Genomic DNA, 23,568 nt, shown 5'->3' on the forward strand with positions numbered 1-23,568 from the left:
CGGCTGACTATGACTTATTCGCATGACCAGCACGGGCAGGTGCGATCTTGCCGATCGATGTGCCGCTTTTTTTTGCGAAACGTTCTTTGCTGCCATCGGCCAAGAAACGGACGCCGACTTTGGTTGGATTGCCAGTGGACGGATCGATCAACATCACGTTGCTCGCCGAGATCGGCATTTCCTTGTTCAGTCGTCCCCCTTGCGGGTTCTTTTGGCTCTTGCGAACGTGTTTCCACACTCGACCAGCACCTTCGACGACGAGTTTGTTCTTTTTACGGTCGATTTTCAAGATCTTGCCTCGGTGGCCGCGGTCGGCTCCAGCAATCACTTGAACTTCGTCATCAATGCGAAAATTCATGGTCGGTTCGTGTTTGGTTTCTAAATGACTTACTTAAATTGTTGTCTGGCAAAACATCCATTTTCGGATGGCCGGGCTAAACGACTTCGTTTGCCAACGAGACGATCTTCATAAAATTTTTCTCGCGAAGCTCACGAGCCACCGCACCGAAAATACGTGTTCCGCGCGGTGTCTTATCCTTGTCGATCAGCACAACGGCGTTGGAGTCGAAGCGGATGTAACTGCCGTCCGCACGGCGCGTTGGCGTTTTGGTCCGAACGATTACCGCACGCACGATCGACTTCTTCTTCACTTCGCTGCCAGGAATGACACTCTTGACGCTGCACACAATCACGTCGCCCACACTGGCGAAACGACGGCGCGAGCCACCGAGTACCTTGATGCACATGACTTGGCGAGCACCGGTGTTGTCGGCAACCTCGAGTCGGGATTCTTGTTGGATCATGATTTACGTGGCCGCTTGCAGGCCCTTTGCGTTTCTAAACGAAATCGATTGGATAGTGAATGTCGTGCGTCGTCACGCTCGCCGCTTACGCTTCGGGAGCGTCCCCGGCGTGCGTCGTTTCGAGTGCTTCCGCTTCGGCACCCCTACGGGCGGCTCGCAGGGCAGCGACGTCTACTTCGGTACTTTTCACAAGTACGCGAACCAAACGCCATCGCTTCAGCTTGCTCAAGGGTTCCGATTCGATCAGTTCCACTCGATCGCCTTGGCTCGACTCGTTGTTCTCGTCGTGCATGTGGCAAACCGTACGTCGCCGAACGTACTTTTTGTACTTTGGGTGTTTGACGACACGATTGATCTCGACACGACGAGTTTTGCTCATCTTGTCACTGGTTACGACACCGGATACGACACGCTTTGGCATAATTCTTCTTGGCCCCGCCTGGTTAACGGGAAAATGGGTATTACTTAAGTGCTCGCCGCCGTACGCTCTGTTTGGATCGTTTTGATCCGAGCGATCAGCCGACGATTCTTTCGAATCTCACTGGGCGTATTGAGCCGTTCAGACTGCGATTGGAAACGAAGCCGAAACAGGGTTTCACCTGCCTCGTTAATCGTTGCCTGCAGCTGTTCATCGCTCATATCGCGAAGTTCTTTAATTTTGGTCATGGTTCTAGCTTCGAGTTTTATTCAATCGTTTAACGGTAAGCCGTGGTTGACTGGTTTGCAGTCTTACCTGTGTAATCCGCTCGCCGCAAACGAACCGAATTAAGCAGTACGTCGTTCGACAAAACGAACTTTAACCGGTAATTTGCTTGCCAAACGGGCAAAGCAAACTTTGGCTTGTTGTTCTGTCACTCCACTGAGTTCATACAAAACGGTCCCAGGTTTTACGACCGCGGCCCAAAAGTCAGGCTCACCCTTCCCTTTACCCATCCGAGTTTCCAGCGGCGTGCTGGTCACTGACTTGTCTGGGAAAATTCGAATGTAAAGCTTTCCTTCACCGCGGACGTATTGCTGAGCAGCGATACGACCGGCTTCAATCGTCGTGGCTTTGATCCAACCCGCATCTAGCGATTGGATACCATAGTCACCGAAGACGACAGTGTTGCCGCGCGTCGCGCTACCTTTTATGCGACCTCTTTGGCTTTTTCGATGCTTGACCCGCTTGGGCATCAGCGCCATCGGATTCGTCTCCGTAAGTACCTTGATTAATCCAAACCTGAATCCCGATGTGCCCCTGTGGCGTCACCGCTTCAGTTGTTCCGTAGTCAATTTTTGCTTGCAGGGTGCTCAACGGAATTGAACCCGCAATTTGCTTTTCTCGGCGAGCCATTTCGGCTCCACCTAAACGCCCGGCCAATTGGATCTTGATCCCCTTCGCTCCGGCGTCCATCGTTGTTTCTAGCGATCGTTTCATCGTACGACGAAAACTCGATCGCTTGGACAACTGTTGTGCGATATCTTCAGCAACCAACTGAGCCATCAGCTCAGGCCGGCCGACTTCTTCCACCTTTAAATTGATTCGCCGACCAATCAGGTTCTGAAGTTCAGCCTGCAAGATCTCAATCTCCTGGCCTTTTTTGCCGATGATCAAACCTGGCCGAGCAACGTACATCATCACGCGAACTTCGTCGCGAGTTCGTTCGATCTCGATCCGGTCGATACCGGCATTTTTGTATTGTGTCTTTTTTGGATGGTTGGTAATAAACTGACGCAATTTGCGATCTTCAACCAATAGATCCGCAAAGTCCTTTTTCGATGCATACCAACGACTGGTCCAGCCGCGGGTGACGCCAGTTCGAAACGCGATCGGGTTAACTTTTTGACCCATAACTTAGGACTCGTGTTTTTTCTTTCTAGGTGTGTGCTTTGAGGACGCAGCCTAAAGGCTGGATTCCAACTATATCTCGTCAATCGGAGTCAATCCGACACTAATGTGACTGCTTCGCTTCTTAATCATGAACGCGGTGCCGCGTGCACGAGGACGAATTCGCTTGAGCATCGGTCCGCCATCAACGCGAACGTCTGTCAAAACCAATTCCTCGACACGATGACTACGGCCATCGTTCTGGTCTGGATCTTGAGCGTTTCCAACGGCACTCTTGATTACCTTTTCAAGCATCCGAGCACCACGTTGGGGTTGGAACTTAAGGGTATCAAGTGCTTCGTCGGCGTACATGCCCCGAACCAAATTCGCAAGCAAACGCACCTTCTGTGCGCTGATGCGAGCGTTTCGGTAATGTGAAGTGAAATTGGCCATAACTTTTCTCGCGTTCGTTTACTTCTTGCCGCCCTTGCCGCCGTGACCACGAAACGTTCGGGTCGGAGCGAATTCGCCCAATTTATGGCCGACCATGTCTTCGGATACCAAAACCTTCACATGCTTACGTCCGTCATGAACCATGAACGTGATGTTCACGAATTCGGGGACGATCGTGCATGAACGTGACCATGTCTTGATCGGTTCGCTCCGTCCACCGTCTAGTTGCTTCTGAACTTTCTGGTAAACCTTGGGGTCGACGAACGGGCCCTTCTTGCTACTGCGGCTCATAAATCAATCAAATTCGTTTTTGTGTTACTTGTGTAATTTCAACTGGCCGTAACGACGACTCTTGCGTCGACGGACGATCGAACTGTTGCTTGGCTTACGCTTTTGGCGAGTCGCCCCACCCTTGGCACTTTTGCCTTGCGGGCTCACGGGGTGACGACCACCCTTGGTTCGACCTTCACCACCACCGTGCGGGTGATCGATCGGGTTCATCGCGGTACCACGAACATGTGGACGACGTCCGAGCCAACGTGAACGGCCTGCTTTTCCAAGCCGCACTTTCATGTGGTCGCTGTTTCCGACTTGTCCAATCGTCGCCCGGCAAACGCTAGGAATACGACGGATTTCACCGCTTGGTAGCGAAATCTGGGCCCAATCCGCCTCGCGAGCCATCAAGGTCGCTTGCGTTCCCGCCGATCGGCACAAAGTTGCTCCGCGTCCGGCACGAAGTTCGATACAACAGATGCTCGTTCCCAATGGAATGTTTTTCAGAGGCAAGCAATTGCCAACCGTCGGCGGCGCGTCAGGTCCGTTTAAAACCTTATCGCCCGCTTTCAATCCGCTCGCTGCGATCACGTAAACCTTTTCGCCGTCCGCATACTTCAGCAGTGCGATGCGGGCCGAACGGTTGGGGTCATATTGCACCGAATCGACCGTCGCTGCGACGCCATCTTTGGCTCGGCGAAAATCGACCAAACGATACATTTGCTTATGACCGCCACCACGGTGGCGAGCTGTGATCTTGCCTTGGTTGTTTCGGCCACCCGTCTTCTGCTGTTTGCGAAGCAGATTCTTCTCTGGCGTGTAACCAGGAGTCAATTCGGCAAAGTCACTGACCGACGCATTGCGGCGACCAGCACTCGTCGGCTTGTAGACTCGGATTCCCATGATTCAGTTTTCAGTTAACAGATTTCAGTTTTCAGTAATCAGACGCAGTGTTGAGAGCGTCCGTTAAAAGAAGTCAATGCGGTGATCTTCGTGCAGTGCCACGATTGCCTTCTTCCAATCATTCGTTCGGCCACTGCGATAGCGGTAACGGCGAATCTTTCCTTTGCGGTTTTGGGTCCGCACCTTTTCGACCTTGACGTGAAACAACTCCTCAACAGCTCGCTTGACATCCAATTTGGTCGCATCGCGATGAACTTGGAAAGCGTATTGGTTGTTGCGGCTAGCACGGTGAACACCCTTTTCCGTCACAAGTGGACGCAAAAGAATTTGATGCGGCTCGAGCTGAATCGCACCTTCCGTTTGCACTGGGGGTTGAATCTTTGTCATGTTTCGTATCGTTTGTTTTGTCAATCGTTTCGATTTTGAACTAGCGATTAAGCACGCGGCTTATCGTTAACCGCCGACCCTACTCGGCGTCAGCAGTCATGGGGCTTGCGAACGAGCCGTCTTTGATCCTGTCCATTGCCGCTTTGGTCACTAGCAATTGGTTGGGAGCCAAAACCGACAACGCGTTCAATTCGCGAACCGGGAATACGCTGACGCCTTCAATATTGCGTCCGCTCTTGTAAACCATGTTGTCTTGATCCGCAGTCGCGACCAAGGTGGTTTTTCCATCGAGCCCGAGAGCCTTTAGGATCGAGACCATTTTGCTCGTCTTCGGCTCACCGAATCCAAGCGTATCGACGACAACCACTTGCCCATCATCGATCTTCGATCGAATCGCCATGCGAGTCGCTAATCGAATTGCTTTCTTCGGCAACCGATAGGAATAGTCGCGTGGTTTAATCGTTCGTGCAACACCACCACCGCGACGAACATTGGTTCGCTTGCTACCGGCACGTGCGTTGCCCGTGCCTTTTTGGCGGTACATTTTCTTCGTCGTTCCCGAAACCTGGCCACGAGTTCGTGTGTTGTGTGAACCTTGGCGTTTGTTCGCTTGGTACATCACAACCACGTCGTGCAGCAGCTGCTTGCTGATGCGAGCGGCGATCTGCTCGGTGTCGATTTCGTACTGGCCAACTTCACTGCCAGTTTCGCTGTAAATTGTTAGCGTAGCCATCTTCTGTCTAACCAACCTTATTTGTTTCTTGGACCGTCACAAAACCGCCGTTAGGCCCTGGTACCGCACCACGCACGAGCAACAAGTTGTTCTCAGCGTCAACGCGAACCACATCCAGGTTCCGTACCGTCGTTTGGGCATTGCCGTATTGGCCAGGCATTTTGCGGCCTTTAAATACGCGGCTCGGCGAAGCACTGCAACCCGTGCTTCCTGCGTAACGATGGCACTTTTTCACACCGTGAGTCGCACGCTGGCCAGCGAAGTTGTGTCGCTTCATCACGCCCGAAAAACCACGGCCCTTACTGGTGCCGGTGATGTCGACCTTCTTGGTCTCAGCGAACTGGTCGACGGTCAAAGTCGTTCCAACTTCAACGTCGGCGACACCGCGAAACTCGCGTACGAATCGCTGGGGCTCGCAATCAGCCTTCTGCAGTAGCTCAACACCTTTCGCGGTGCGATCTTTCGCACGCTTGCTGTCTAGTTTCGCGACATGGCCACGCTCACTGCGAATGGCCAACCGACGCGGCTTATCCTCGAATCCCAACTGCACGGCCTGGTAGCCATCACGATCTTCGCTGCGGACCTGCAGCACTGGACATGGACCCGCTTGGATCACAGTCACAGGTACGGAGGTACCGTCTTCCAGGTAAATCTGAGTCATCCCGACTTTTCGGCCGAGAATTGATGGTGACATAACTTTCATCTCGCCCCACGCTTTCGCAGGACGTCCGTCGTTCGAGTTGGAACCCAAGTTTGCCGAAGCGAACCCTAGACGCAGTGAACCGTGTCGCATACGCGAGCCACAGTTGTGCAATCCTCGAGGTTATCGCCTCGGCTTCCGTTCATTCGGAAACCGCTAAAATAGACTGATGTACAATTTGAGCCAGAAAACCACCAACGAGACCAAAGAGAATCTCGAGAAACCCGCGAGGGGCAGGCGGCTTGTCGTGGAACTTTACCAACCAGCGACTTATCTCGCTGATGCCTTGATCTTGATGTCAACGCCCGCTGGAAGGCTTAGCTTGTTTAGTGCTTCAATCGTCTTGGCGGTTGCCTGGACAATATCAATCAAACGCTTGTGCGTTCGGATCTCGTACTGTTGACGAGCTTTTTTATTAACAAACGGACCCGATAAAACCGTGTACCGCTCAATTCGAGTCGGAAGTGGAATCGGACCGTGAACTTCACTGTGTGTTCGCTTTACCGTATCAACGATCTCTTGAGCACTTTGGTCAAGCACGGAATGGTCGTATGCTTCCATACGAATGCGAATGACTTCACTTGTACCGGCTGACACGATTCAGGACCCGTCGGATAGATAGGTGGATGCGAATGGGGTGTTATTTGCAACCCTTTGTTTCCCTGTTGAAGGGAAGTCGGCTGCAGGTTAGAACACACTTGCCCCGGAGCGAACAATTCGCCCAGGTGGAAGGCGGAGAATTTACGTTCCGGTGCGGTGTGCGTCAACGGCTGTTGAACAATTCGTGAAAAAACTTTTTGAATTCTGCGTGAGGTTTGCCTGATTGATGAGTGAATCACCGCGGAGTAAATTGCTTAAGGTGCGTATCTTTGCTGTTTTTATTGCCTCTGTGCCGCTGGCGTTGATGATGACTGCTGCCCGATTGGACCCGAGCCCTGCTGGGCTTGGCACGCATCAGCAGCTCGGGTTTCCGCCCTGCACCTCTCGAATATTGTTTGGTGTGCGGTGCCCAAGCTGCGGGATGACGACATCTTGGGCCTATTTTATGCATGGCCAGTGGTTTCAGAGTGCGGCTACGAATCTAGGCGGTTTTCTTTTGGCAATCGCCGCTTGGGGGGTGATTGGAGTTGCCGCATTCTGCGTCGCGAAGCCTGATACACCGCTGTTTTCGTACCAAAAGCCCGTCGCCCTCACCGCGATTGGGATCGCTGCGGTGACGATGATCGATTGGTTTGTGCGTTTGTTCAGTTAGTTGGGCACTTTTAGTTGTTGGGCACGTGTTGTGTTTCTTTCAGTCTTCTGTCGGCCCGTTGCTTTCTAATCGGCACACCGAAGCTGCAATTTGCAGGAGGATGTCGAGGCTGGCGTCGGCACTTTTCGGTTCATCCGAAGAATCGTTGCACTTTCATGTGACGAGGGGTCTGGAGCAATTTGCCGAATGCTGAGTAAGCCGGCGGTGATCGCTACAGCGCATCCGCGTCCAAGACGTAATCCTCTTTTGGCACCAAGCTCGATTTTCCACGAGGTGTCATCAGGGCTTGATAGACGCGGTAGTCAATGGTTTCCGTTATAAACCTCGTGCTTCCATCGCCCATCGACATGTTGACGCCGTCGGTATGGGCTGAGGATGGGCGGGCGATATCGGCGGCATTAAGCGGTGTCATCTTGGTTGAAAGGGGTGAGCCACCGTTGATCCGATGGACTGGCGATACTGTGCCTGCACCGTTGATTTGATCGCTGTCTTCGTAGTGCCAAACCATTCCTTGGCCAAAGCGTGCTTTGCGGGGATAGCGGATTTCGGCGGCTGTTTCGTCAACCCGAAGTGCTTCCGCGTCCACAAAGCCGGCTTGTTGCCACGGCAGGGCTTGAAGGCTTTCACTGAACAATACGGTATTGCCCTGGCCGTCCTTGAAGTCCTCCATTCCAATCTGCGGACCAATGGGCATCGGGACGCCATCGGGATCGAGGCCAGCGAATTGGTTGTTGAAAACGCCGTTGGCAATCTCCATGGAACGAGCGAAATTCACCTCAGTTGCGGTGCCATCGCTGCGGGTAAGCGTCCACGAATCGAGCCCGGATGGCGATTGATGGTGCATTCCATTGTTGGAAATGTAGCTGTTTCGTCCTACTTTCCAGTGGATATTGGAGTCCTGCGGGCATTGGAAAATAGCGAGATTGGGTGCTGCCAATTCCACGAATCCATTCTTGCTTGCGGTTTGCGATACGCCATCGAAGTAGACGATCGGGTATCGATCTTCCGTCCAATGTTCGTACGTGGGTTGAGCATCGAGCCATGGCAGAAGGGCAACGCTTACCGTGCCGATCTTGCGGTGAGGTTGGAGGGATTTTGGTGAAGCATCCGGATTACTAGGGTCGACTGAACCTGGGAAAGTGCCAAAGTTCATCAGGTAGCCAGGGAATTGGCGGTGGGTGTTTTCGTACTGAATCGCAGCGAGCGAGAGGTTCCTTAGATTGTGTGAGCATTGTGTGCGGCGCGAAGGTCCCCGCGTATCAGAGAGCGATATCGAAAGCAACGCGAACAGAATGACCGCAATGAGGATCACGACACAAAGTTCGAGCAGTGTGAAGGCCCTACGCATTTGCATGGATGGCTCCTCGGTAACGGAAAGTGATTCCTGGAAAGGCAGGTGCCGTCATCGTCTGCAAGTTTAACTCAAAAGCGACTTGGTTGTCGGTTTGGCGGGGGCAAATCGAGCCTTTGTCTTTTGTAATGGCTCTTTCGCGATCTTCAGAAGCGAAACCGCCAGCATGAGGAATGGGATTGCGATTGAGGGGGTATTGCGAACGAGGGTCGTCGATTCGTGATCGTCGACTCCATTTTGCTGCTTTCGCTCTCCTAATTCGATTTCACTCTCGTGATTCGGGCGAATTGCGACGAGTTTTTGTTTATGAACGTGTCGTTTGAGTACCATCGCGTCCATTTGTTTAATATCATGGATTACCTCTCCTGAACTTCCCTTCCCCGTCGAATAGGTACATTTAATGACCACCCGCCGTAACTTTTTGAAAACATCTGCTGCAGTAGTAGGTTCTTTCGCTTCGACTCCCTATTTCACTTCTGCTCAACGAGCTTTTGCGAACGAATCAGCAAACGATCGGCCGGTGATTGGATGCATTGGGCTTGGCGGGATGGGCCGTGGTGACTTGGGGGGGCATCGACGGTTTGGAGATGTGGTTGCCTTGTGTGATGTCGATACGCGTCATCTTGCATCGGCAAAAAAAATTAATCAGGGCAAAGGCGACGAGTATACCGATTATCGCGAGCTGATTAGTCGCGATGATATTGATGTGATTAGCTGTGTCACGCCTGACCATTGGCATGTCAAAATCTGTATCGAAGCACTCGAAGCTGGCAAGCATGTCTTTTGCCAAAAGCCGCTGACGTTGACGCTCGAAGAAAACCAATTGATCCGAAATGCCTGTAAGAAACACGAAAACAAGGTCTTTTTTGTTGGGACACAGCAACGCAGCGACAGTCGAAAATTCCTGCGTGCCGTCAACATGGTTCAAAAGGGGCTTTTAGGTGACATCGCGAAAATAACGGTTGGGATCGATGGCGGATCCGTTGGCGGGCCATTTAAGCCGGCGGATCCACCAGCGGAATTGGATTGGGACTTTTGGCTCGGGCAAGCTCCAAAGGTGCAATACGTTAAGTCACGTGGTCATGGCAACTTCCGATGGTGGTATGAATACTCCGGTGGCAAGTTCACTGATTGGGGCGCCCACCATATTGACATCGCGCTATGGGCACTCGGTCGCAATGGTGATGGAACAGGGCCCGTTTCGTTCGACGGTAGCGACGCCAAGCATCCTGTTCCATTTAAAGATGGGTATCCTACGGTAGACGATTGTTACAATACGGCTCACGACTTTGCAATCACGTGTAAGTTCGACGATGGAATTGAAATGGTTGTCGATAGCCGAAGTGACAATGGGTTGTTGTTCGAAGGAACGAAGGGACGCATCTTTGTCAATCGTCAACGAATTTCCGGCAAACCGATTGAAGAGAATTGGGACAAGGGCAAGTTTGGACCGGACGATTTGTCGACGCTATACAAAGGCAAGCCATACGAAGGGCACAAAGACAATTTCTATCGTTGTATTCGTGAAGGTGGCTTGCCCGTTTCGGACGTCTTCACTCATGTGCAGACAATGAACTCGTGCCACTTAGCGGCAATTGCCGCTCGTTTGGGGCGTGAAATCAAATGGGATCCCAAAGCAGAAACGATCGTTGGCGATGAGCAAGCCGCCTCGTTCTTCGCGAGAGAGCAACGCGACGGCTTTGAGATTCCGCGTGTTTGATCGTCGTTGCATCTTCTTGTAAAGCATCGAGTTCTTGTATTGCATTGAGATGACGCGACCGTCTCAAGGACTCCGTTCTTCCTCGGCGCCTCGCCCTTTTTGGTCGCGAGGTGCCAGGACGGCTTGGTTGACTAGATGGTCAATTGTGCCCAGTGCGATGATTGAGCCCGATGCGATGATTGAGCCCGATGCGATGATTGAGTTCGATGCGATGATTGAGTTCGGCATGAAGGGAAGGCTCCACTGGGCCAAGGCCAATGCTGTTGTCTGAACCGTTGGCATCCTCAACGCTGGCATCCTCAACGCTGGCATCCTCAACGCTGGCATCCTGGGCATGGAACGCCCTTCATTTAGCCTCTGTTGCAGTATGTTCTGCCACTGCTTTGCCCTGTGGGCTGTTTTGTCTGCGTGTAGCCCTCTCCTCCTAGTTGCGTCCTCTTTTCCGTTAGCCTATCGTGAGGGGAGCTTTTGGACCTGCTGGACTCTTGTTTTTGGTTTCCTTGTGGCTAATCTTTCCGATTTGCAATTCGCGTCGTTGTTGGAAGAGATCGCTAGTGCGATGCGTGGGGGCATCCCGTTGGCCGATTCGATGCGTCGGCTCGAGAGAAACCGTCTCGGACGTGTCTCTAAAACGGCATCGATGATTGCTGGTCGTCTTGAACGAGGCGAGTCGTTTGACTCTGCGGTCCAGTCACTCGATTCTTCCTTGGCGACTCAGGTGGCGGCGTCGGTTTCGGCAAGCGAAAAGGCGAACAGTCCTGAATTGATCGAGCGTTTTGCGGCGCAACTGAAGCGTCGTTCTGAATATACGCGTTCGCTTTGGTTCGCTTGGTTTTATCCGCTGCTCCTGGTTGTTGTTGGGTACGGAGTCGCCGTCTTTTTTCTTGCGCCGGTGATTCGGGGCAACACGGTTCGAGTGAACTACAACGGGGAAATCGCTTGGGCAGATTGGGTTGTTGCGACCGCCGATTGGCTGCAGGTGAATTGGGTATGGCCGCCGATTGTGTTCGCGGTGTTGTGTTTGTTGGCATACTTTGCACTGAGATGGCGAGACCATTTTCCGCATTCGGTTCGGATGGGACTTTTTTGTAGCTCGTTGGCCGACCAGATTTCGCATGATGTCCCCGATGATGTGGCGATTCGCTCGGCGGCACAGTTATCAGGCGATAGCGAAATGCAATCGATTGGTAATCCATCGATGCAATCCCCGGAAATGGAGCAGATTCTGGCACAAGCGGACATTCCCGCTCAAGCGATTGGCAATGTCAACCAAAAGCAATTGACCGTATCGGTGCTTCACTATTTGGCTGCGATGTACGCCGAGCGATCACGTCGCCACGTTTACCTTTTGTCTTGCTTGTTGCCACGAATTGCAATGGCTGTGATTGGTGGTGGTTTGGCGATCTCCTATGTTTGGTGGGTGATGGGCCCAATCTATCGTCAGGTGGCGCAATGGTAACGGAACGCTCCAAGGCGAAACTCGATCCAGTGGCAAAGCGTTTGCTAGGTGCTTGTGATTCAATCGCGGGCGATTCGCCAGGTGGCGATACTGCGTGTAGCGGTTCGGTGCGCCCTGGGGAGACGCGTCCTGGGGAGACGCGTCCTGCGGAGGCGTCGGTTGACTTGCCGACCGATTCTCAATCCGCCAATGCGATCGAGTGGCTCGAGCGACAGCACGTTCGCCGAGCGATGATTTGGCGAGCGCGATCGTGCACGATCAGCAGTTGGCTGATGGTTGCCGTCGCGGCGATCGTTGGCAGTGTCATCGGCGTGAAATTGTCGATGGATGTCTATCAGATGGCATCTGAAATGGGGTTGGACGATGTGTACGGCCATAGCGGATGGCGGCTTTTTTGGATTCCTGGTTTGATGGTCGTTGTCTCGTTGGTGGTGGTCGTTGGCGGCATCATCGGGGCGTTTTTTGGCTTCTTTCCCGGTTACCGATCAACAAGTTCCGCGATCGATTGGTCCACTGCGACGGATGCGGTCACCCGGCTCCTTGCGGTTGGTTGTACCTATCCCGAGGCCTACTCGACGGCGGCCAAAGTCGTCCAGAATCGCACCAGCCGTACATGGTTAACGGAAACAGCAATGCGAGTTGAGCGAGGGGAGACGGTTCGCGGTGTGTCCCCCTACTCACGCAACGATGTTGCGATGCTCGAATCGTTGATCGATCCAACGGGCGAGAATCCCACTCAGCAATGGCAATTGGCGTCAGACCATTTCTATCGGGTTGCGAAAGGGCGTTTGACGCTTTTGACTCAGTCGATGCCGTTCCTATCGACAGTCGTGGCTGGTTTTATCATTTGGTTCGCGATTTCCAGTTCACTTGGATGGTTTTGGGTGACGGTCACTCGTTTAATCGGAGGACTGACATGAGGAAAATCTACACAGGGATTGCCTATGCCGTTGCCGTGTTGTTGGTGCTTTTCCTTCTACCATCGCTTTTTAGTCTCATCATTGCGATTCTGTTTGCTTCGGCAATCATAGATTTTCGCTATCGTCGTCGTGGTCATTATGTTCGGATGATGAATTCGGCGATCCGGACCGTTGCGGGCCAGGATAAAGGGTTAGAAAAAGTGGTGTCGTCCTTCGCTCGCTCGGGACCGATGCGATGGCAATGTTATGAATACGCTCAGCGACTTCGCGCAGGTCAAGAGCCGCTGCAAGCCGCAGCGGTTTCAGGGGTGCCACTGGAATTGTCGACCGCAATCGCGCTTCGAATTCCAAGTTCAGCCGCACAACAGACGCAGGAATCCAAAACAAGTCGGCGCGATTATCGAGACGAGTTTTACAGCGCGGACACGACGACGTTTCCCCTCTACGGTCAATTCATTTATTTGGTGCTCACGGCGCTGATTACGCTGTCGGTGTTCAAGTTTATGACGGTGTTTATCACTCCAACGATCGAGAAAATGCTCGAGGAATTTGGTATGGCGACCTCCGAATATCGTTGGCTCCTATCGGGGCCGTGGATCAGTTGGGGGCTGTTGGTATTGGTTGCATTGATGCTGGTGGTGATTCCCGTCTTCAGCACTGGTCGTTTCCTTGGAATCTTTATGCCGTTGCTGCCTCGGTTTGCCGAGCGAAAGTCGGAGCGGTTGCGAGGACTTGCCGATGCGATCGAGGCAGGCTTTCCGGTCGAAAAAGTGTTTGCCATTGGCCAGTCAATTTCGACCAAGGCAAACGAGCGAGCCGAGTTTCAGCGAGCATTGATTCGAGTCGAACAAGGCGCTACGCCGGTCGCAGCGATGCAGAAATGTGGATGGATTAACGGCCAGGACGCTCAATGGCTTGCCAACGCATCGCCGCAGCGAACCGCTGAACTATTGAGATCCATTGCGGACCAAGACAGGCGAGATGCGAGTGCGAATGCACGTTGGTTTATGGAGCTGTTTTTCCCCGCAGTGATTCTGGTGATTGGGGCATTGGTGATGATGTATGTGACCGGTTTTTTCCTTTCGTTGACGGATTTGATTCGTGGACTTGCGTAATACCCATCGACAAACCGGCCATCGACAAACGGGCCATCGACAAACGGGCCATCGACAAACGGGCCATCGATATGCGGGCCGTCGATATGCGGGCCGTCGATATGCGGGCCGTCGGCAATCCGCACGACGCAAACGAGGCAGTTTGCTCGTCGAAGCTGCGATTTCAGCCGTGCTTTTAGTGACTGCAACGGTAGCCCTATTGAAGTTTGCCAAAGCCATGAAGGTACTCAACGAACAAGCCAACGGACGTTTGGCAGTGACCCTTGCAGCACAAAATGCAATCGGGCGATTGCAGGCGTTGCCGTTTGCTTTGATCGACAGTTCGTCCGACGAGATCTCCAAAGCGATTTCAGAAACGTGTCAATGCGATGTGGATGTCAAAACGGAACTGTTTGAATCAAACCAACGGACTGGCGTCCATTTTGTTGTCCGAGCAAAGCAATCGGATAGCGTGTCGGTCACTCTGCATGATTGGCGTTTTGAGACAACGGGAGACGATGATGAGTAGAGTGGCAAACTGCAATCGTCGCGGGATCACGTTGATCGAAATCATGGCGACGATGTCGGTGTTGTTGACATTTGGCGTCACGGCAGCAGGCATTTTGCGTTCGGTGACCGAAATTGGACGGCAGGGGAACCAGGCGAACCAAGCACGCCGGTCGGCCGAACGATTGGCTGATCGACTACGTGCTGATGTAAGCTTGGCGGACGAAATTGATGTTGAAAGCGACGGTTTTCCACTTGAGTTGCAGAGTGACCAAATGCGTATCCGCTATGAAGTCGATGCGACGCATTCGATGCTTCGCCGCAGCGTGTTTACCGGCGGTGATTCGCCCTCGTCGGTCGATGCGTTTCTTCTTCCCAAATCGGACGCTCGCGTCGTTGAGGTCGATTCGGATCGTGTTTCGGTGCGGTTGACGGATGCGGGCGTGATCCCAGCCTGGGTAATTGAGGCGGCAAGATGAAACAGCGAATTCAATCTCAACCGCGATCGGGGGCAGCGTTTTTGCTGCTGGTGATTCTCGTTTTACTCGTTGTTGTGGCAGCGGTGCGAACGATGGTCAAAGCCGAAGTTTCCTCGCGCCGTGGCGGCACGGAACGACAGCGTGTGCGAATGATGATTGCCGCTATCGATGCCGCGAAGCCGATCTTTGACGAAAACGTTGATGGTTCCGTGGTGGAACTTGAATTGCCGGTGACTCCGTCAGAGCGGATCATCGTCAACGTCAGCGACGACAAAACAAAACGAACGGCCGTTTGGTTCCGTGGCGATAAGAAGCTCGATTTCGTCACGCTTGATTCCGAAACGCGAGCGATCCAAACCAACGAAACAACTGAAGAGGATGAAGAATGAGAAAGCGAAACATCGGTTTTACGCTGGTCGAGTTGTTGGTCGTGATCGCGATTATTGGCGTGTTGGTGGGGTTGTCCCTGCCAGCGATGCAGAACTTGCGCGAGTTGTCGCGACGGAACGCATGCCAGCAGAATCTAGTCGAATTGTCACTCGGCTTGTCCGCTTATTCGCTACGACACACGCATTACCCGATGGGTACGATTGCCGAATCGGGACCGATTCGAAATGAGGCCGCTGGCTACCATCACAACTGGATCACAGGCATCTTGCCGACGCTCGACGCGCAAGCTGTCTATGACGCAATCGATCGTGACGTGAGTGTTTATGCACCTAGCAACGCGGATGTTCGAAGTTTGGCGATTCCGACGCTCCGATGCCCTTCGGAATCAGGGATGCGTCAAAACACGACTTGCTACGCGGGCATACACGCTTCGATCGAAACCCCTATTGATGAAACCAACGATGGAGTTTTGTTCTTGAACATTCCGGTGCGAGACGACGACATTACGGACGGGCTTTCTTATACTGCGTTTCTCGGCGAAAAACTGTCGCGATTCGAAGAAGATTTGGGTTGGATCAGTGGTACGCGGTCGAGCCTCCGCAATATGGGGCATCGAATTAATGCTGAGCTCGTTCGCGTTCGCGGTCAGGAAAGTTTTAATCTCGAAGCGGATATCTCGTACGTTGGTGGTTTGGCCAGTGATCATCCTGGCGGTGCTCATCTATTGATGGGTGGAGGCGATTACAAATTCATGAGCGAGTCGACCGATTTGGAAGTGCTTCGTCAAATGGGGACGCGTGCCGATGGTGAGGTACCCCTTCAATGGAAGACGATCGAGCCACCAAGCGAATCATTACCCGTAACCAAACCGGTCGAAGTGACGAAACCAGCCGAAGCGGAAGAGGATCAAAGCGAATGATCAGGCGGAACGCTTTCACCATGATCGAAATTTGTTCGGTTGTGGCAATCATTGGTATCTTGGTCGGCTTGCTTCTGCCAGCGGTTCAATCGGCTCGCGAGCAGGCTCGACGGACCAGTTGCGCAAACAACCTTATGCAAATTGGTCTTGCCACGCACGTCTACCACACTTCGTTTGATCAATTTCCTGTGCAATTGTCGGGCACCGACGGAAGCACGAAGGCACAGCAAGATAACGATCGGCGATTGAGTTTCCTCGTTGCCCTATTGCCGATGATCGACGAGCAGCCGCGATGGGAAGAAATCCAGCAAGCGTTACCACGCGACGAAATGGATAGCTCGATGGGCTACTCTTATGACATGGGTTACTCAATGGGGTATGACGATTGGTCCATGGATGAGTATGGGACGGGAGGCATGGACGAAGCGTCGGAAAGTGATTCGATGGACGCCGACGGGGAGCCGAAGAATTGGGTTGCCGGAGGTCCGGAACCGTTCGTGTATCAATACGGGCCGTGGCATGACGTATCGACGTATCGATGTCCAAGTGATCCCGGCGAGGGGTTACCGTCCATTGGACGGTCGAACTATGCCGCCTGTTTTGGCGATGGCATGATGGCGGCCGAAACAGGGCCGTTCAAAGAAGTCAATGGTCGTTTCGTCTATGACCCGGAGTTGGCAAAACAAACGAATGCATCGATGAGAGGCGTTTTTGTGCCGCGAGTGGTGACGCGGCTTTCGGATGTCAGCGATGGCTTATCAACGACGATTCTTCTCGGAGAGATTGCGACCGATTTGGGAGACAAAGACACGCGGACGATGCCGATTCCGGGCCCTTTGGCTGGCGCCGGCACTCCGCTTCGTTGTCATCCAACGTGGGCACGAGATACGGACAAGATCGATGTTGAGCGTCCCCGCTTTTGGGTCAATCAATTCAATAATAGCAAGTTGCTTGGCTCGGCTGGAATGCGGCGCGGGTATCGATGGGCGGATGGCATGCCCCTGTATACTGGTTTTAATACGATCTTGCCTCCCAACCGCGAGATCACTCTCGAGAAAGACGACGACCAATCCTCAGGCGTTTTGACTGCCAGTAGTCGTCATCAAGGTGGTGCGCACGTTTGCATGGTCGACGGGACGATTGTGTTTGTGACCGACAGCATCGACGCGGGAGACACGAACCAATGTACCGTGTTCGACGGAGGCTCTAATCCGCCCGGCAGCAAGAGCCCGTTCGGATTATGGGGAGCTTTAGGGACGCGATTCAGCGGAGAATGGAAAGCAATCGGGTTTGAAACCAGGTCGGTGCAGTAACGCTGAATCCAGTAACGCTGAATTGGCATGGCACCCGAGTTGCCACAGAGGTGTCTTTTCATCGATCCTTGAGAGCATCTCAATGCTGGGCTATCTCAATGTGGGCTACAGTGATCCCACGTTAATGATGAGAATGCTTTAGAAACTTCTCGTTCTGTCGCGTTGGGCTCCTCCGGTCGAGTCTGAAATCGCGGAGGATGACGCGTATGAAAGTCAGGTTTTGTACGACTCCGTTTTTTATCTAGCTGTTTCGGTAAACCGTGATTCTCTTAGCACCGTGACCTTGATTTCGCCTGGATACGTTAGCTCCTGTTCATAGGCCTTGGCGATGTTTCGGCAAATGGTTGCCGCTTGTTCGTCGCTTGTTTTGTCGCTGTTGACAATCACGCGAAGTTCGCGGCCAGCGCTAATTGCATAGGCTTGTCGAACGCCCGAGAAACGCTCCGCGATCGATTCAAGTTCTTCCATTCGTTTGATATACCGTTCCAGCGATTCGCGACGAGCCCCTGGGCGGCTCGCGCTACAGGCATCTCCGGTTGCGACAAGCATCGTGTAGGGATGTTCGGTAACGATTTCGTCGTGATGCCCCAATGCGGCATGAACGACTTCAGGCCCTTCGTTGTGTCGGCGAAGCAGGTCGGCACCAATTTTGGGGTGTCCCCCTTCGAGCTCGTGATCGGCCGCTTTGCCGATGTCATGCAGAAGTCCGCAGCGCCGAGCGAGGGTTGCATCCATTCCGAGCATCTCGGCAAGTAGCCCCGCGATGAAGGCGACTTCAACACTATGCCGCAACACGTTTTGGCTATACGAGGTTCGGAAGTGGAGCCTGCCGAGCATTTGCAGGACGCGGTCGTGAATACCGTTGATGTTGACTTCGTCCGCGGCCTCGCGGCCTTTCTGCATAACAAAGTCGTCCATTTCGGCGGTTGCCTCTTTGACCACTTCTTCGATTCGCGAGGGATGGATTCTTCCGTCATTGATCAGGCGCGAGAGCGATTGACGCGCGATTTCGCGGCGGACCGGATCGAATCCACTGACGATCACTACGCCCGGTGTGTCGTCGATGATCACGTCGACGCCCGTCGCTTTTTCAAAAGCGCGGATGTTGCGACCTTCGCGGCCGATAATGCGGCCCTTCATGTCGTCGCTCGGGACATCAACGGTGCTGGTGGTCGATTCGGCTGTGTGCGCCGATGCGTATCGCTGGATCGCGGTCAGCAGCATCTCGCGGCCCTGTGCTTTGACGGTTTCGCTCAGTTGCTTTTGGTGTTTGAGCAGGACCGAGCCCACTTCTTGCTCAAGATCTTGTTGGAGTGTCGAGAGCAGCTTCTCGCTGGCCTCTTCGCGGGTCATGCCGCTGGCTTGTTCCAAGACCACTTGCTGCTGCTTGACCGTTTCTTCGAGCTGAGCTCGCTGTTGGCCGGCGTTGCGCAGTTGAGTGTCGAGTCGTGTTTGGGTGCTTTCGAGTCCACGCTGCTGTTTGCGCAGACCTTCCTCCTGCTGCACCAACGATTCCTCACGGCGATCGAGTTTCGCGTCGCGTTGCAGTACTTGTTTTCGCTCAGCGGCGATTTCTTTCTCAGCTTCGGCCTTAATCGCCAAGACGGACTCTTTACCGTCCAGAATGGCTTTTTGGCGAAGTGTTTTGGCTTGAACCTTGGTCGATTCTAGAAGTTTGTCAGCTTCCTGTTGGATCTGTTTACGGCGAGTAACCTGCAATCGTTGGGCAATGCCTGCTACGATTGCGGCACCAAGGAAAAAAGCGAGCGAGCAATACAATATTGTCGTCTCGATAGCGGCTATCATGGTCATGTCCTCGGAAACGAGAACACCAGAATCTACCTTCACAAGCAATCTTTTGTTTTGCAACCGATTCGGTTCGGTCGGCGCCACCGGCGATGCTGGCGCATGTCCATGGAACGTTAATCCGAGCGACTAGTAGTAAGAAAAAGGTCCACATGATGGATTGGTTGGGTAAAGAATCGTAGCGAATTCGATTCTGTTGTTCAGAGGAATTTTTGGTTGTAAGTCTCAATTTGTAACACCGAACGCCACAGAAACGGCCGTTTGTACCGCTGTTTTCGAGCCGAACGATGAACAATCCAGATTAACAGGTGGCTTATTGCTGCGAAACAACGGATTCAGAATTCTGAGTAGATGCGTCTAAATATGCGACGGAATATGTAAATGCGTACACTTTATGTTATTGGATTTTTGAGGCCGGTGGATGAGTCGTTGCAATGCTAGATGGCCCGTTTGAGCCATCCGATTGGCAAGCGTTTTGTTCAATGATTTCACGCCGGTGGCCCGTCTCACGCTGGGGAAACGTCGGTGTGGTAGTCGGGGTCAGCGGCGGTGCAGATAGTGTCGGGCTGCTAAGGGGGTTGTGCGAAATTCGGTCCCAGCAACCTGCGGAGGGCCGTCGAGGGTTTATTGTCGCAGCCCACTTGAATCATGCGATCCGAGGAGAAGAGTCGGACGCCGATGAAGCATTCGTACGTGACTTGGCTCAATCGCTTGATGTGCCAATCGTGGTCGAAAGGATCGTTGGCTCCGATGTAACGGACGAAGCGTCACTCCGCGAAAATCGGATGGCGTTCGTGCGGACTCAGGCCGAAAATGTCGGTGCACGTTATGTCGCGCTGGGGCATACGTCGGACGACAATGTGGAAACCGTGTTACATCATTTATTTCGCGGCACCGGGCCAACTGGGTTGGCGGGAATCGCTCCCCATCGCTCGCTCGGCGATGACTTGGTGCTGGTGCGGCCAATGTTGGCAATCACACGTGAGCAAATTCGCGCGGGACTTCGCCACAAGGGTTGCTCTTGGCGAGAAGACGCGAGTAATCAGGACCCGCGTTACCGCAGGAATTGGATTCGCCACAAATTGATCCCCATGATTACATCAAAATATCCCAATGCGGAAGCGGCGATTTCGCGAGCGTCGGAATCTCAACGGGATTGGCTTGACTTGGTTGATTCGGCGGCTTCGGAGTGGATCGACATTCATATCTGCGTAGACGGGCATGCTTGCGAAGCAGATACGCTGCGATTGAGACGCGATTCGCGGACGGATGGGGCGATCGTTGTAGCAGCACTGCAACGGATTTGGGGCGATCGGAATTGGGCGCTTGGTGAGATGACGAAGTCGCATTGGCAATCGATTGTGGGCACAATCGCCGGTCGGTCTAGCCAACGCTATCAGTTGCCCGGTGGTTTGGATGTGCGGGCAAGTGGCGACCATGTGACGATTACTCCGATATGAGTAAAACTCAATCCCTTGCCGAAGCTTGAGCGATCATTAAAGATGGCGGAATGAACACATCCCCATATTCAAGCCCAGTGCCCGTTGTCGCTCCCGTTGCTGTCGGCCCGTATCGCTGTGGCGATGGTCAACCGCTGCTGTTGATCGCGGGGCCCTGTGTCCTAGAAACCCAACAACGTACGTTTGAGATTGCCGACTGCTTGGCGAAAATCAACGAGCGTGATGACGTGAACGTCGTCTTTAAGGCCTCCTTTGACAAAGCCAACCGAACGAGCGTCGATGCCCGCCGCGGACCGGGAATCGAGACGGGACTGCGGATGCTAGAAGATGTCAAGATGCATTGTGGATTGCCGGTCACGACGGATGTTCATCTGCCAGACCAGACAGCGGCGGTTGCGGAAGTTTGCTCGCTGCTTCAAATCCCCGCTTTTCTGGCTCGGCAAACCGATTTGGTCGTTGCTGCGGCGAAGACAGGTCGGCCAGTGAATGTCAAAAAGGGCCAATTTATGTCGCCCGAGGATATGAAATACGTGGTCGAAAAAGTTCAGGCCAGCGGATCGGGCGGGGCGATGCTTTGCGAGCGAGGGACGTTTTTTGGCTATGGGCGGCTCGTCAACGATATGCAGTCCCTACCGATCATGCGTTCACTCGGCGTGCCGGTCGTTTTTGACGCCACTCACAGCGTCCAGCGTCCAGGTGGTTTAGGGGGGGCGACGGGCGGAAATCGCGAAATGGTCGAACCTTTGGCTCGCGCCGCCGTAGCAATCGGTATCGACGCGATCTTTTTTGAGACGCATCCCGATCCCGATTCTTCGCCAAGTGACGGCGCGAACATGATTCGTCTGGCTGCTTTTGAGCCAATGATCGATCGGCTGCTTCGACTGCACCGCGTCGCCAAAGAAATCATGCAATAGCGAACCCGCTTTCACGAGCGGCAAACGAGGCGTTTGAAGAATTCACAATGGCTCCAATCATCCCTGCTCGACTTTCAAATCTCGCCAACGGCTGGTGGCGACTCCATTTCCCGACCATGCGGTTTGGGGAGGCTGATTGGTTGAATCGATCGGTCTCGTTTTTTGTGTTGGCCTTCATCGCCATGTTTGTCGTCGGATGCGGTGACGATTCGGATGTTGTGCGAGAGATCCAAGCTCAGCGGCAAACGCGGCTACAGACCCAAACGAAGCAGGACCATTTGGGGGAAGTTCACAACATGCTGACGCGATTGATCGAATTGAACCCCGACGAATCGCGGCGCCAAATCACCTATCACCTCAATCGTTGGACCGATGCGAATCCGATCCCTGAGGAAGACTTGTCACCGTCGGTGATCCCAGCAATGTTCAAAACGATCAAGGACTTGGTGCCCGAAACACTTGCTGATGAGCAACTTCGTGGCGACATTTTCATCAAAAACGACGTGGACCATTTACGAGACGCGTATTTGTTTCAAACGATCCAGAATTGGGTCGATGCACCGCCTAGTGATGATGTGTTGCTGACGCAGTGGTTGGCGGACCAACAGGCGACGTTGGGCGAGGCCAACACGAGCAAGCTTCAAACAGCATGCCGCCTATTTGATTGGACGATTCGAAATATTGCGATTGAGCCAGTCATTGAGCTTCCCAATATGCAGATCACTCCACCGGAGTTCCCGTTGGGGATGGTTTTCCAAGGTCCTGGGTATCGGCAAACGGATTATCAAGCGATTTGGCGTGGGACTGGCGATGCGTTGCAGCGGTCAGGTGTGTTTACGCAGCTATGTAATCAAGCGGGAATTGTCGCCGCGGTCTTGGCGATCCAATCAACCGAAACGGGCGAGCTACAACCATGGTCGGTGGGGGTTCTAATCGGCGACGACATTTACTTATTCGAACCGTCGCTTGGCATGTTTATCTCTGGTCCCGACCAGATCGGGATTGCCACGCTTGCTCAAGCACGAACCGATGCGTCAGTGATGCGTCGGTTAAACATTCCCGGCTTTTTTGACTACCCGTATAGCAAGCCAGATGTCCAGCAAAACATTGCCCTGCTGAATGTCTCGCCGGTTGCGATGAGTGGCCGGATGAAACACTTGCAGTCACGTTTGACTGGCGAGAAACGAATGGCACTCTACAACGACGTTGATGCTATCGGGAAGAAACTCGATGATGTTGGCGGAGTGGCAGGAGTTCGGCTGTGGGCGGTCCCGGTTCAATCCGAAGTGTACAAGGAGACGGTTGAGCAAGCTGCGGAACGTGATCCGCTATTGGCATTTTGGTTCTTTTCGCGGTGGGCCGTATTGGAATCGGAAATGCGGTCGAGCAAGCAATTTGCACTCGCTCGCTGGCGTCACCTTCACGGACAATTTGACACCAATGATGAAGGGGATGTAAAAGGGGCCCGACCGCTCTATCTCGAGATGCGAGCTCCCGAGTTTGAAATTGAGGATTTGCGAATCGATGTCGAGTTACAGAAAGCCTACGGAGTGCGACGTGAACTTGGCCAGGATCCCCAAATTTACGATCGTCAATTGCAGCAAGCACAAACGATGATGCGAATGGGCAAGCAAACCGCGACGTATTGGCTGAGTTTAATTCAATACGACGACGGACGCTTCGACAATGCTGAAACATGGTTCCGAAAACGCGTGCTTGATAAAAGTCAAGTCTCACGTTGGGTCCCCGCGGCCCGTTACAATCTCGGTCGTGCGATCGAGCATTTGGACGGAGAATCCGATGCGATTGAACTCTACAAAAACGACGGCAACTTACAAGAACACGGAAATCGAATCCGAGCTCGATTGTTGTCAAAGTCGGTTAGTGATTAGATGAACGTGGGCCTTCATGAACTGCCTGCGAAT

At 53.2% G+C, this 23,568-nt stretch carries 30 protein-coding genes; 14 read left to right on the top strand and 16 right to left on the bottom strand.

Translation table 11 applies throughout. The features are described 5' to 3' along the window. Window positions 1-7: 7 nt before the first annotated feature. The 13 genes from rplX to rpsJ all read right to left on the bottom strand — a co-directional run bounded on the left by rplX (window position 8) and on the right by rpsJ (window position 6,656). Window positions 8-358, bottom strand: a complete 351-nt coding sequence (gene rplX / locus CA13_RS24020) for a 50S ribosomal protein L24 (RefSeq protein WP_146401001.1) — start codon at window positions 356-358, stop codon at window positions 8-10. Window positions 359-434: 76 nt separating this feature from the next. Then, window positions 435-803 (bottom strand): 50S ribosomal protein L14, encoded by a 369-nt coding sequence (rplN, locus tag CA13_RS24025; protein ID WP_146401003.1) that lies wholly within the window; start codon window positions 801-803, stop codon window positions 435-437. A gap of 85 nt (window positions 804-888) precedes the next feature. Beyond that, window positions 889-1,224 (bottom strand): 30S ribosomal protein S17, encoded by a 336-nt coding sequence (gene rpsQ / locus CA13_RS24030; protein WP_146401005.1) that lies wholly within the window; start codon window positions 1,222-1,224, stop codon window positions 889-891. Window positions 1,225-1,268: 44 nt separating this feature from the next. Then, a complete protein-coding gene (rpmC, locus tag CA13_RS24035) occupies window positions 1,269-1,469 on the bottom strand; it encodes a 50S ribosomal protein L29 (RefSeq protein WP_146401007.1) in 201 nt (66 codons plus the stop codon). A gap of 99 nt (window positions 1,470-1,568) precedes the next feature. Beyond that, window positions 1,569-1,985, bottom strand: a complete 417-nt coding sequence (rplP, locus tag CA13_RS24040) for a 50S ribosomal protein L16 (protein WP_146401009.1) — start codon at window positions 1,983-1,985, stop codon at window positions 1,569-1,571. Further along, on the bottom strand, window positions 1,924-2,634 hold the full coding sequence (rpsC, locus tag CA13_RS24045) for a 30S ribosomal protein S3 (protein WP_146401011.1): 711 nt from the start codon (window positions 2,632-2,634) through the stop codon (window positions 1,924-1,926). Before rpsC ends, rplP begins: the two co-directional genes overlap by 62 nt. A 69-nt stretch (window positions 2,635-2,703) precedes the next feature. Next, window positions 2,704-3,063, bottom strand: a complete 360-nt coding sequence (rplV, locus tag CA13_RS24050) for a 50S ribosomal protein L22 (RefSeq protein WP_146401013.1) — start codon at window positions 3,061-3,063, stop codon at window positions 2,704-2,706. An 18-nt stretch (window positions 3,064-3,081) separates the two neighbouring features. After that, window positions 3,082-3,354 (bottom strand): 30S ribosomal protein S19, encoded by a 273-nt coding sequence (rpsS, locus tag CA13_RS24055; protein ID WP_146401015.1) that lies wholly within the window; start codon window positions 3,352-3,354, stop codon window positions 3,082-3,084. A 24-nt stretch (window positions 3,355-3,378) separates the two neighbouring features. Further along, complete coding sequence (gene rplB / locus CA13_RS24060) at window positions 3,379-4,239, bottom strand: 50S ribosomal protein L2 (RefSeq protein WP_146401017.1); 861 nt, start codon at window positions 4,237-4,239, stop codon at window positions 3,379-3,381. Window positions 4,240-4,302: 63 nt separating this feature from the next. After that, entirely contained in the window at window positions 4,303-4,626 is a 324-nt protein-coding gene (gene rplW, locus CA13_RS24065; RefSeq protein ID WP_146401019.1) for a 50S ribosomal protein L23, read from the bottom strand. A 79-nt stretch (window positions 4,627-4,705) separates the two neighbouring features. Next, entirely contained in the window at window positions 4,706-5,359 is a 654-nt protein-coding gene (rplD, locus tag CA13_RS24070; RefSeq protein WP_146401021.1) for a 50S ribosomal protein L4, read from the bottom strand. 7 nt (window positions 5,360-5,366) lie between these two features. After that, window positions 5,367-6,020: a 50S ribosomal protein L3 gene (gene rplC / locus CA13_RS24075; RefSeq protein ID WP_419195150.1), complete on the bottom strand. Its 654-nt coding sequence runs from the start codon at window positions 6,018-6,020 to the stop codon at window positions 5,367-5,369. A gap of 309 nt (window positions 6,021-6,329) precedes the next feature. After that, complete coding sequence (gene rpsJ / locus CA13_RS24080; RefSeq protein ID WP_146401025.1) at window positions 6,330-6,656, bottom strand: 30S ribosomal protein S10; 327 nt, start codon at window positions 6,654-6,656, stop codon at window positions 6,330-6,332. Window positions 6,657-6,885: 229 nt separating this feature from the next. Here rpsJ and CA13_RS24085 point away from each other — a divergent pair, with 229 nt between their 5' ends. Further along, window positions 6,886-7,311 carry a DUF2752 domain-containing protein gene (locus CA13_RS24085; RefSeq protein ID WP_146401028.1) on the top strand — a complete coding sequence of 142 codons (426 nt, stop codon included), beginning with the start codon at window positions 6,886-6,888 and terminating at the stop codon, window positions 7,309-7,311. Window positions 7,312-7,522: 211 nt separating this feature from the next. Here the strand turns inward: CA13_RS24085 and CA13_RS24090 are convergent, their stop codons facing one another. Together CA13_RS24090 and CA13_RS24095 are read right to left on the bottom strand one after the other, a co-directional pair. After that, window positions 7,523-8,665 carry a DUF1559 domain-containing protein gene (locus CA13_RS24090; protein ID WP_146401029.1) on the bottom strand — a complete coding sequence of 381 codons (1,143 nt, stop codon included), beginning with the start codon at window positions 8,663-8,665 and terminating at the stop codon, window positions 7,523-7,525. 63 nt (window positions 8,666-8,728) lie between these two features. Next, complete coding sequence (locus CA13_RS24095) at window positions 8,729-8,992, bottom strand: hypothetical protein (RefSeq protein ID WP_146401031.1); 264 nt, start codon at window positions 8,990-8,992, stop codon at window positions 8,729-8,731. 70 nt (window positions 8,993-9,062) lie between these two features. Here CA13_RS24095 and CA13_RS24100 point away from each other — a divergent pair, with 70 nt between their 5' ends. From CA13_RS24100 to CA13_RS24135, 10 genes are all read left to right on the top strand, one after another. Further along, window positions 9,063-10,382 (top strand): Gfo/Idh/MocA family oxidoreductase, encoded by a 1,320-nt coding sequence (locus CA13_RS24100; protein ID WP_146401033.1) that lies wholly within the window; start codon window positions 9,063-9,065, stop codon window positions 10,380-10,382. A 127-nt stretch (window positions 10,383-10,509) separates the two neighbouring features. Beyond that, on the top strand, window positions 10,510-10,653 hold the full coding sequence (locus CA13_RS35570) for a hypothetical protein (RefSeq protein WP_419194751.1): 144 nt from the start codon (window positions 10,510-10,512) through the stop codon (window positions 10,651-10,653). Between the two features lie 231 nt (window positions 10,654-10,884). Then, window positions 10,885-11,841 (top strand): type II secretion system F family protein, encoded by a 957-nt coding sequence (locus CA13_RS24105; protein WP_419194752.1) that lies wholly within the window; start codon window positions 10,885-10,887, stop codon window positions 11,839-11,841. Beyond that, window positions 11,835-12,761: a hypothetical protein gene (locus tag CA13_RS35575; protein WP_419194753.1), complete on the top strand. Its 927-nt coding sequence runs from the start codon at window positions 11,835-11,837 to the stop codon at window positions 12,759-12,761. Before CA13_RS24105 ends, CA13_RS35575 begins: the two co-directional genes overlap by 7 nt. Then, on the top strand, window positions 12,758-13,876 hold the full coding sequence (locus CA13_RS24110; RefSeq protein WP_419194754.1) for a type II secretion system F family protein: 1,119 nt from the start codon (window positions 12,758-12,760) through the stop codon (window positions 13,874-13,876). Before CA13_RS35575 ends, CA13_RS24110 begins: the two co-directional genes overlap by 4 nt. After that, window positions 13,863-14,384 carry a hypothetical protein gene (locus CA13_RS24115; RefSeq protein ID WP_146401040.1) on the top strand — a complete coding sequence of 174 codons (522 nt, stop codon included), beginning with the start codon at window positions 13,863-13,865 and terminating at the stop codon, window positions 14,382-14,384. Before CA13_RS24110 ends, CA13_RS24115 begins: the two co-directional genes overlap by 14 nt. Further along, window positions 14,377-14,841 (top strand): type IV pilus modification PilV family protein, encoded by a 465-nt coding sequence (locus CA13_RS24120; protein WP_146401042.1) that lies wholly within the window; start codon window positions 14,377-14,379, stop codon window positions 14,839-14,841. Before CA13_RS24115 ends, CA13_RS24120 begins: the two co-directional genes overlap by 8 nt. Beyond that, window positions 14,838-15,230 carry a hypothetical protein gene (locus CA13_RS24125; RefSeq protein WP_146401044.1) on the top strand — a complete coding sequence of 131 codons (393 nt, stop codon included), beginning with the start codon at window positions 14,838-14,840 and terminating at the stop codon, window positions 15,228-15,230. The genes CA13_RS24120 and CA13_RS24125 overlap by 4 nt, the downstream gene beginning before the upstream one ends. Next, window positions 15,227-16,150: a DUF1559 family PulG-like putative transporter gene (locus tag CA13_RS24130; protein ID WP_146403864.1), complete on the top strand. Its 924-nt coding sequence runs from the start codon at window positions 15,227-15,229 to the stop codon at window positions 16,148-16,150. Before CA13_RS24125 ends, CA13_RS24130 begins: the two co-directional genes overlap by 4 nt. Window positions 16,151-16,170: 20 nt before the next feature. After that, the gene (locus CA13_RS24135; protein WP_419194755.1) at window positions 16,171-17,463 is read left to right on the top strand and encodes a DUF1559 family PulG-like putative transporter; all 1,293 of its coding nucleotides are present in this window, start codon (window positions 16,171-16,173) and stop codon (window positions 17,461-17,463) included. Window positions 17,464-17,700: 237 nt separating this feature from the next. Here CA13_RS24135 and rny read toward each other — a convergent pair whose 3' ends face one another. Then, window positions 17,701-19,269, bottom strand: coding sequence for a ribonuclease Y (rny, locus tag CA13_RS24140; RefSeq protein ID WP_146401049.1), 1,569 nt, complete (start codon window positions 19,267-19,269; stop codon window positions 17,701-17,703). Between the two features lie 482 nt (window positions 19,270-19,751). On the opposite strand from rny, the gene tilS reads away from it, so the two are divergent. The 3 genes from tilS to CA13_RS24155 are packed head-to-tail and all read left to right on the top strand — an operon-like array spanning window position 19,752 to window position 23,535. Beyond that, entirely contained in the window at window positions 19,752-20,729 is a 978-nt protein-coding gene (gene tilS, locus CA13_RS24145) for a tRNA lysidine(34) synthetase TilS (protein ID WP_419194756.1), read from the top strand. A 50-nt stretch (window positions 20,730-20,779) separates the two neighbouring features. Then, window positions 20,780-21,643, top strand: coding sequence for a 3-deoxy-8-phosphooctulonate synthase (kdsA, locus tag CA13_RS24150; protein WP_146401053.1), 864 nt, complete (start codon window positions 20,780-20,782; stop codon window positions 21,641-21,643). 47 nt (window positions 21,644-21,690) lie between these two features. After that, window positions 21,691-23,535 (top strand): tetratricopeptide repeat protein, encoded by a 1,845-nt coding sequence (locus CA13_RS24155; RefSeq protein WP_419194757.1) that lies wholly within the window; start codon window positions 21,691-21,693, stop codon window positions 23,533-23,535. Window positions 23,536-23,568 lie beyond the last annotated feature (33 nt).

It is taken from the genome of Novipirellula herctigrandis, assembly GCA_007859835.1.
In the GTDB taxonomy this organism is placed as follows: Bacteria; Planctomycetota; Planctomycetia; order Pirellulales; family Pirellulaceae; genus Novipirellula_A; species Novipirellula_A herctigrandis.

Coding starts and splice junctions, on each gene's coding strand:
- CA13_RS24120 (WP_146401042.1), top strand. CDS start 14,377: ATGAGTAGAGTGGCAAACTGCAATCGTCGCGGGATCACGTTGATCGAA.
- rplB (WP_146401017.1), bottom strand. CDS start 4,239: ATGGGAATCCGAGTCTACAAGCCGACGAGTGCTGGTCGCCGCAATGCG.
- CA13_RS24095 (WP_146401031.1), bottom strand. CDS start 8,992: ATGGTACTCAAACGACACGTTCATAAACAAAAACTCGTCGCAATTCGC.
- CA13_RS24125 (WP_146401044.1), top strand. CDS start 14,838: ATGAAACAGCGAATTCAATCTCAACCGCGATCGGGGGCAGCGTTTTTG.
- rplX (WP_146401001.1), bottom strand. CDS start 358: ATGAATTTTCGCATTGATGACGAAGTTCAAGTGATTGCTGGAGCCGAC.
- CA13_RS35575 (WP_419194753.1), top strand. CDS start 11,835: ATGGTAACGGAACGCTCCAAGGCGAAACTCGATCCAGTGGCAAAGCGT.
- kdsA (WP_146401053.1), top strand. CDS start 20,780: ATGAACACATCCCCATATTCAAGCCCAGTGCCCGTTGTCGCTCCCGTT.
- CA13_RS24100 (WP_146401033.1), top strand. CDS start 9,063: ATGACCACCCGCCGTAACTTTTTGAAAACATCTGCTGCAGTAGTAGGT.
- rplV (WP_146401013.1), bottom strand. CDS start 3,063: ATGGCCAATTTCACTTCACATTACCGAAACGCTCGCATCAGCGCACAG.
- rplW (WP_146401019.1), bottom strand. CDS start 4,626: ATGACAAAGATTCAACCCCCAGTGCAAACGGAAGGTGCGATTCAGCTC.
- CA13_RS24110 (WP_419194754.1), top strand. CDS start 12,758: ATGAGGAAAATCTACACAGGGATTGCCTATGCCGTTGCCGTGTTGTTG.
- rplC (WP_419195150.1), bottom strand. CDS start 6,020: ATGACTCAGATTTACCTGGAAGACGGTACCTCCGTACCTGTGACTGTG.
- rny (WP_146401049.1), bottom strand. CDS start 19,269: ATGATAGCCGCTATCGAGACGACAATATTGTATTGCTCGCTCGCTTTT.
- rpsS (WP_146401015.1), bottom strand. CDS start 3,354: ATGAGCCGCAGTAGCAAGAAGGGCCCGTTCGTCGACCCCAAGGTTTAC.
- CA13_RS24090 (WP_146401029.1), bottom strand. CDS start 8,665: ATGCAAATGCGTAGGGCCTTCACACTGCTCGAACTTTGTGTCGTGATC.
- CA13_RS24135 (WP_419194755.1), top strand. CDS start 16,171: ATGATCGAAATTTGTTCGGTTGTGGCAATCATTGGTATCTTGGTCGGC.
- CA13_RS24085 (WP_146401028.1), top strand. CDS start 6,886: ATGAGTGAATCACCGCGGAGTAAATTGCTTAAGGTGCGTATCTTTGCT.
- rplP (WP_146401009.1), bottom strand. CDS start 1,985: ATGGCGCTGATGCCCAAGCGGGTCAAGCATCGAAAAAGCCAAAGAGGT.
- rpsQ (WP_146401005.1), bottom strand. CDS start 1,224: ATGCCAAAGCGTGTCGTATCCGGTGTCGTAACCAGTGACAAGATGAGC.
- CA13_RS24155 (WP_419194757.1), top strand. CDS start 21,691: ATGGCTCCAATCATCCCTGCTCGACTTTCAAATCTCGCCAACGGCTGG.
- CA13_RS24130 (WP_146403864.1), top strand. CDS start 15,227: ATGAGAAAGCGAAACATCGGTTTTACGCTGGTCGAGTTGTTGGTCGTG.
- rplD (WP_146401021.1), bottom strand. CDS start 5,359: ATGGCTACGCTAACAATTTACAGCGAAACTGGCAGTGAAGTTGGCCAG.
- rplN (WP_146401003.1), bottom strand. CDS start 803: ATGATCCAACAAGAATCCCGACTCGAGGTTGCCGACAACACCGGTGCT.
- rpmC (WP_146401007.1), bottom strand. CDS start 1,469: ATGACCAAAATTAAAGAACTTCGCGATATGAGCGATGAACAGCTGCAG.
- rpsC (WP_146401011.1), bottom strand. CDS start 2,634: ATGGGTCAAAAAGTTAACCCGATCGCGTTTCGAACTGGCGTCACCCGC.
- tilS (WP_419194756.1), top strand. CDS start 19,752: ATGATTTCACGCCGGTGGCCCGTCTCACGCTGGGGAAACGTCGGTGTG.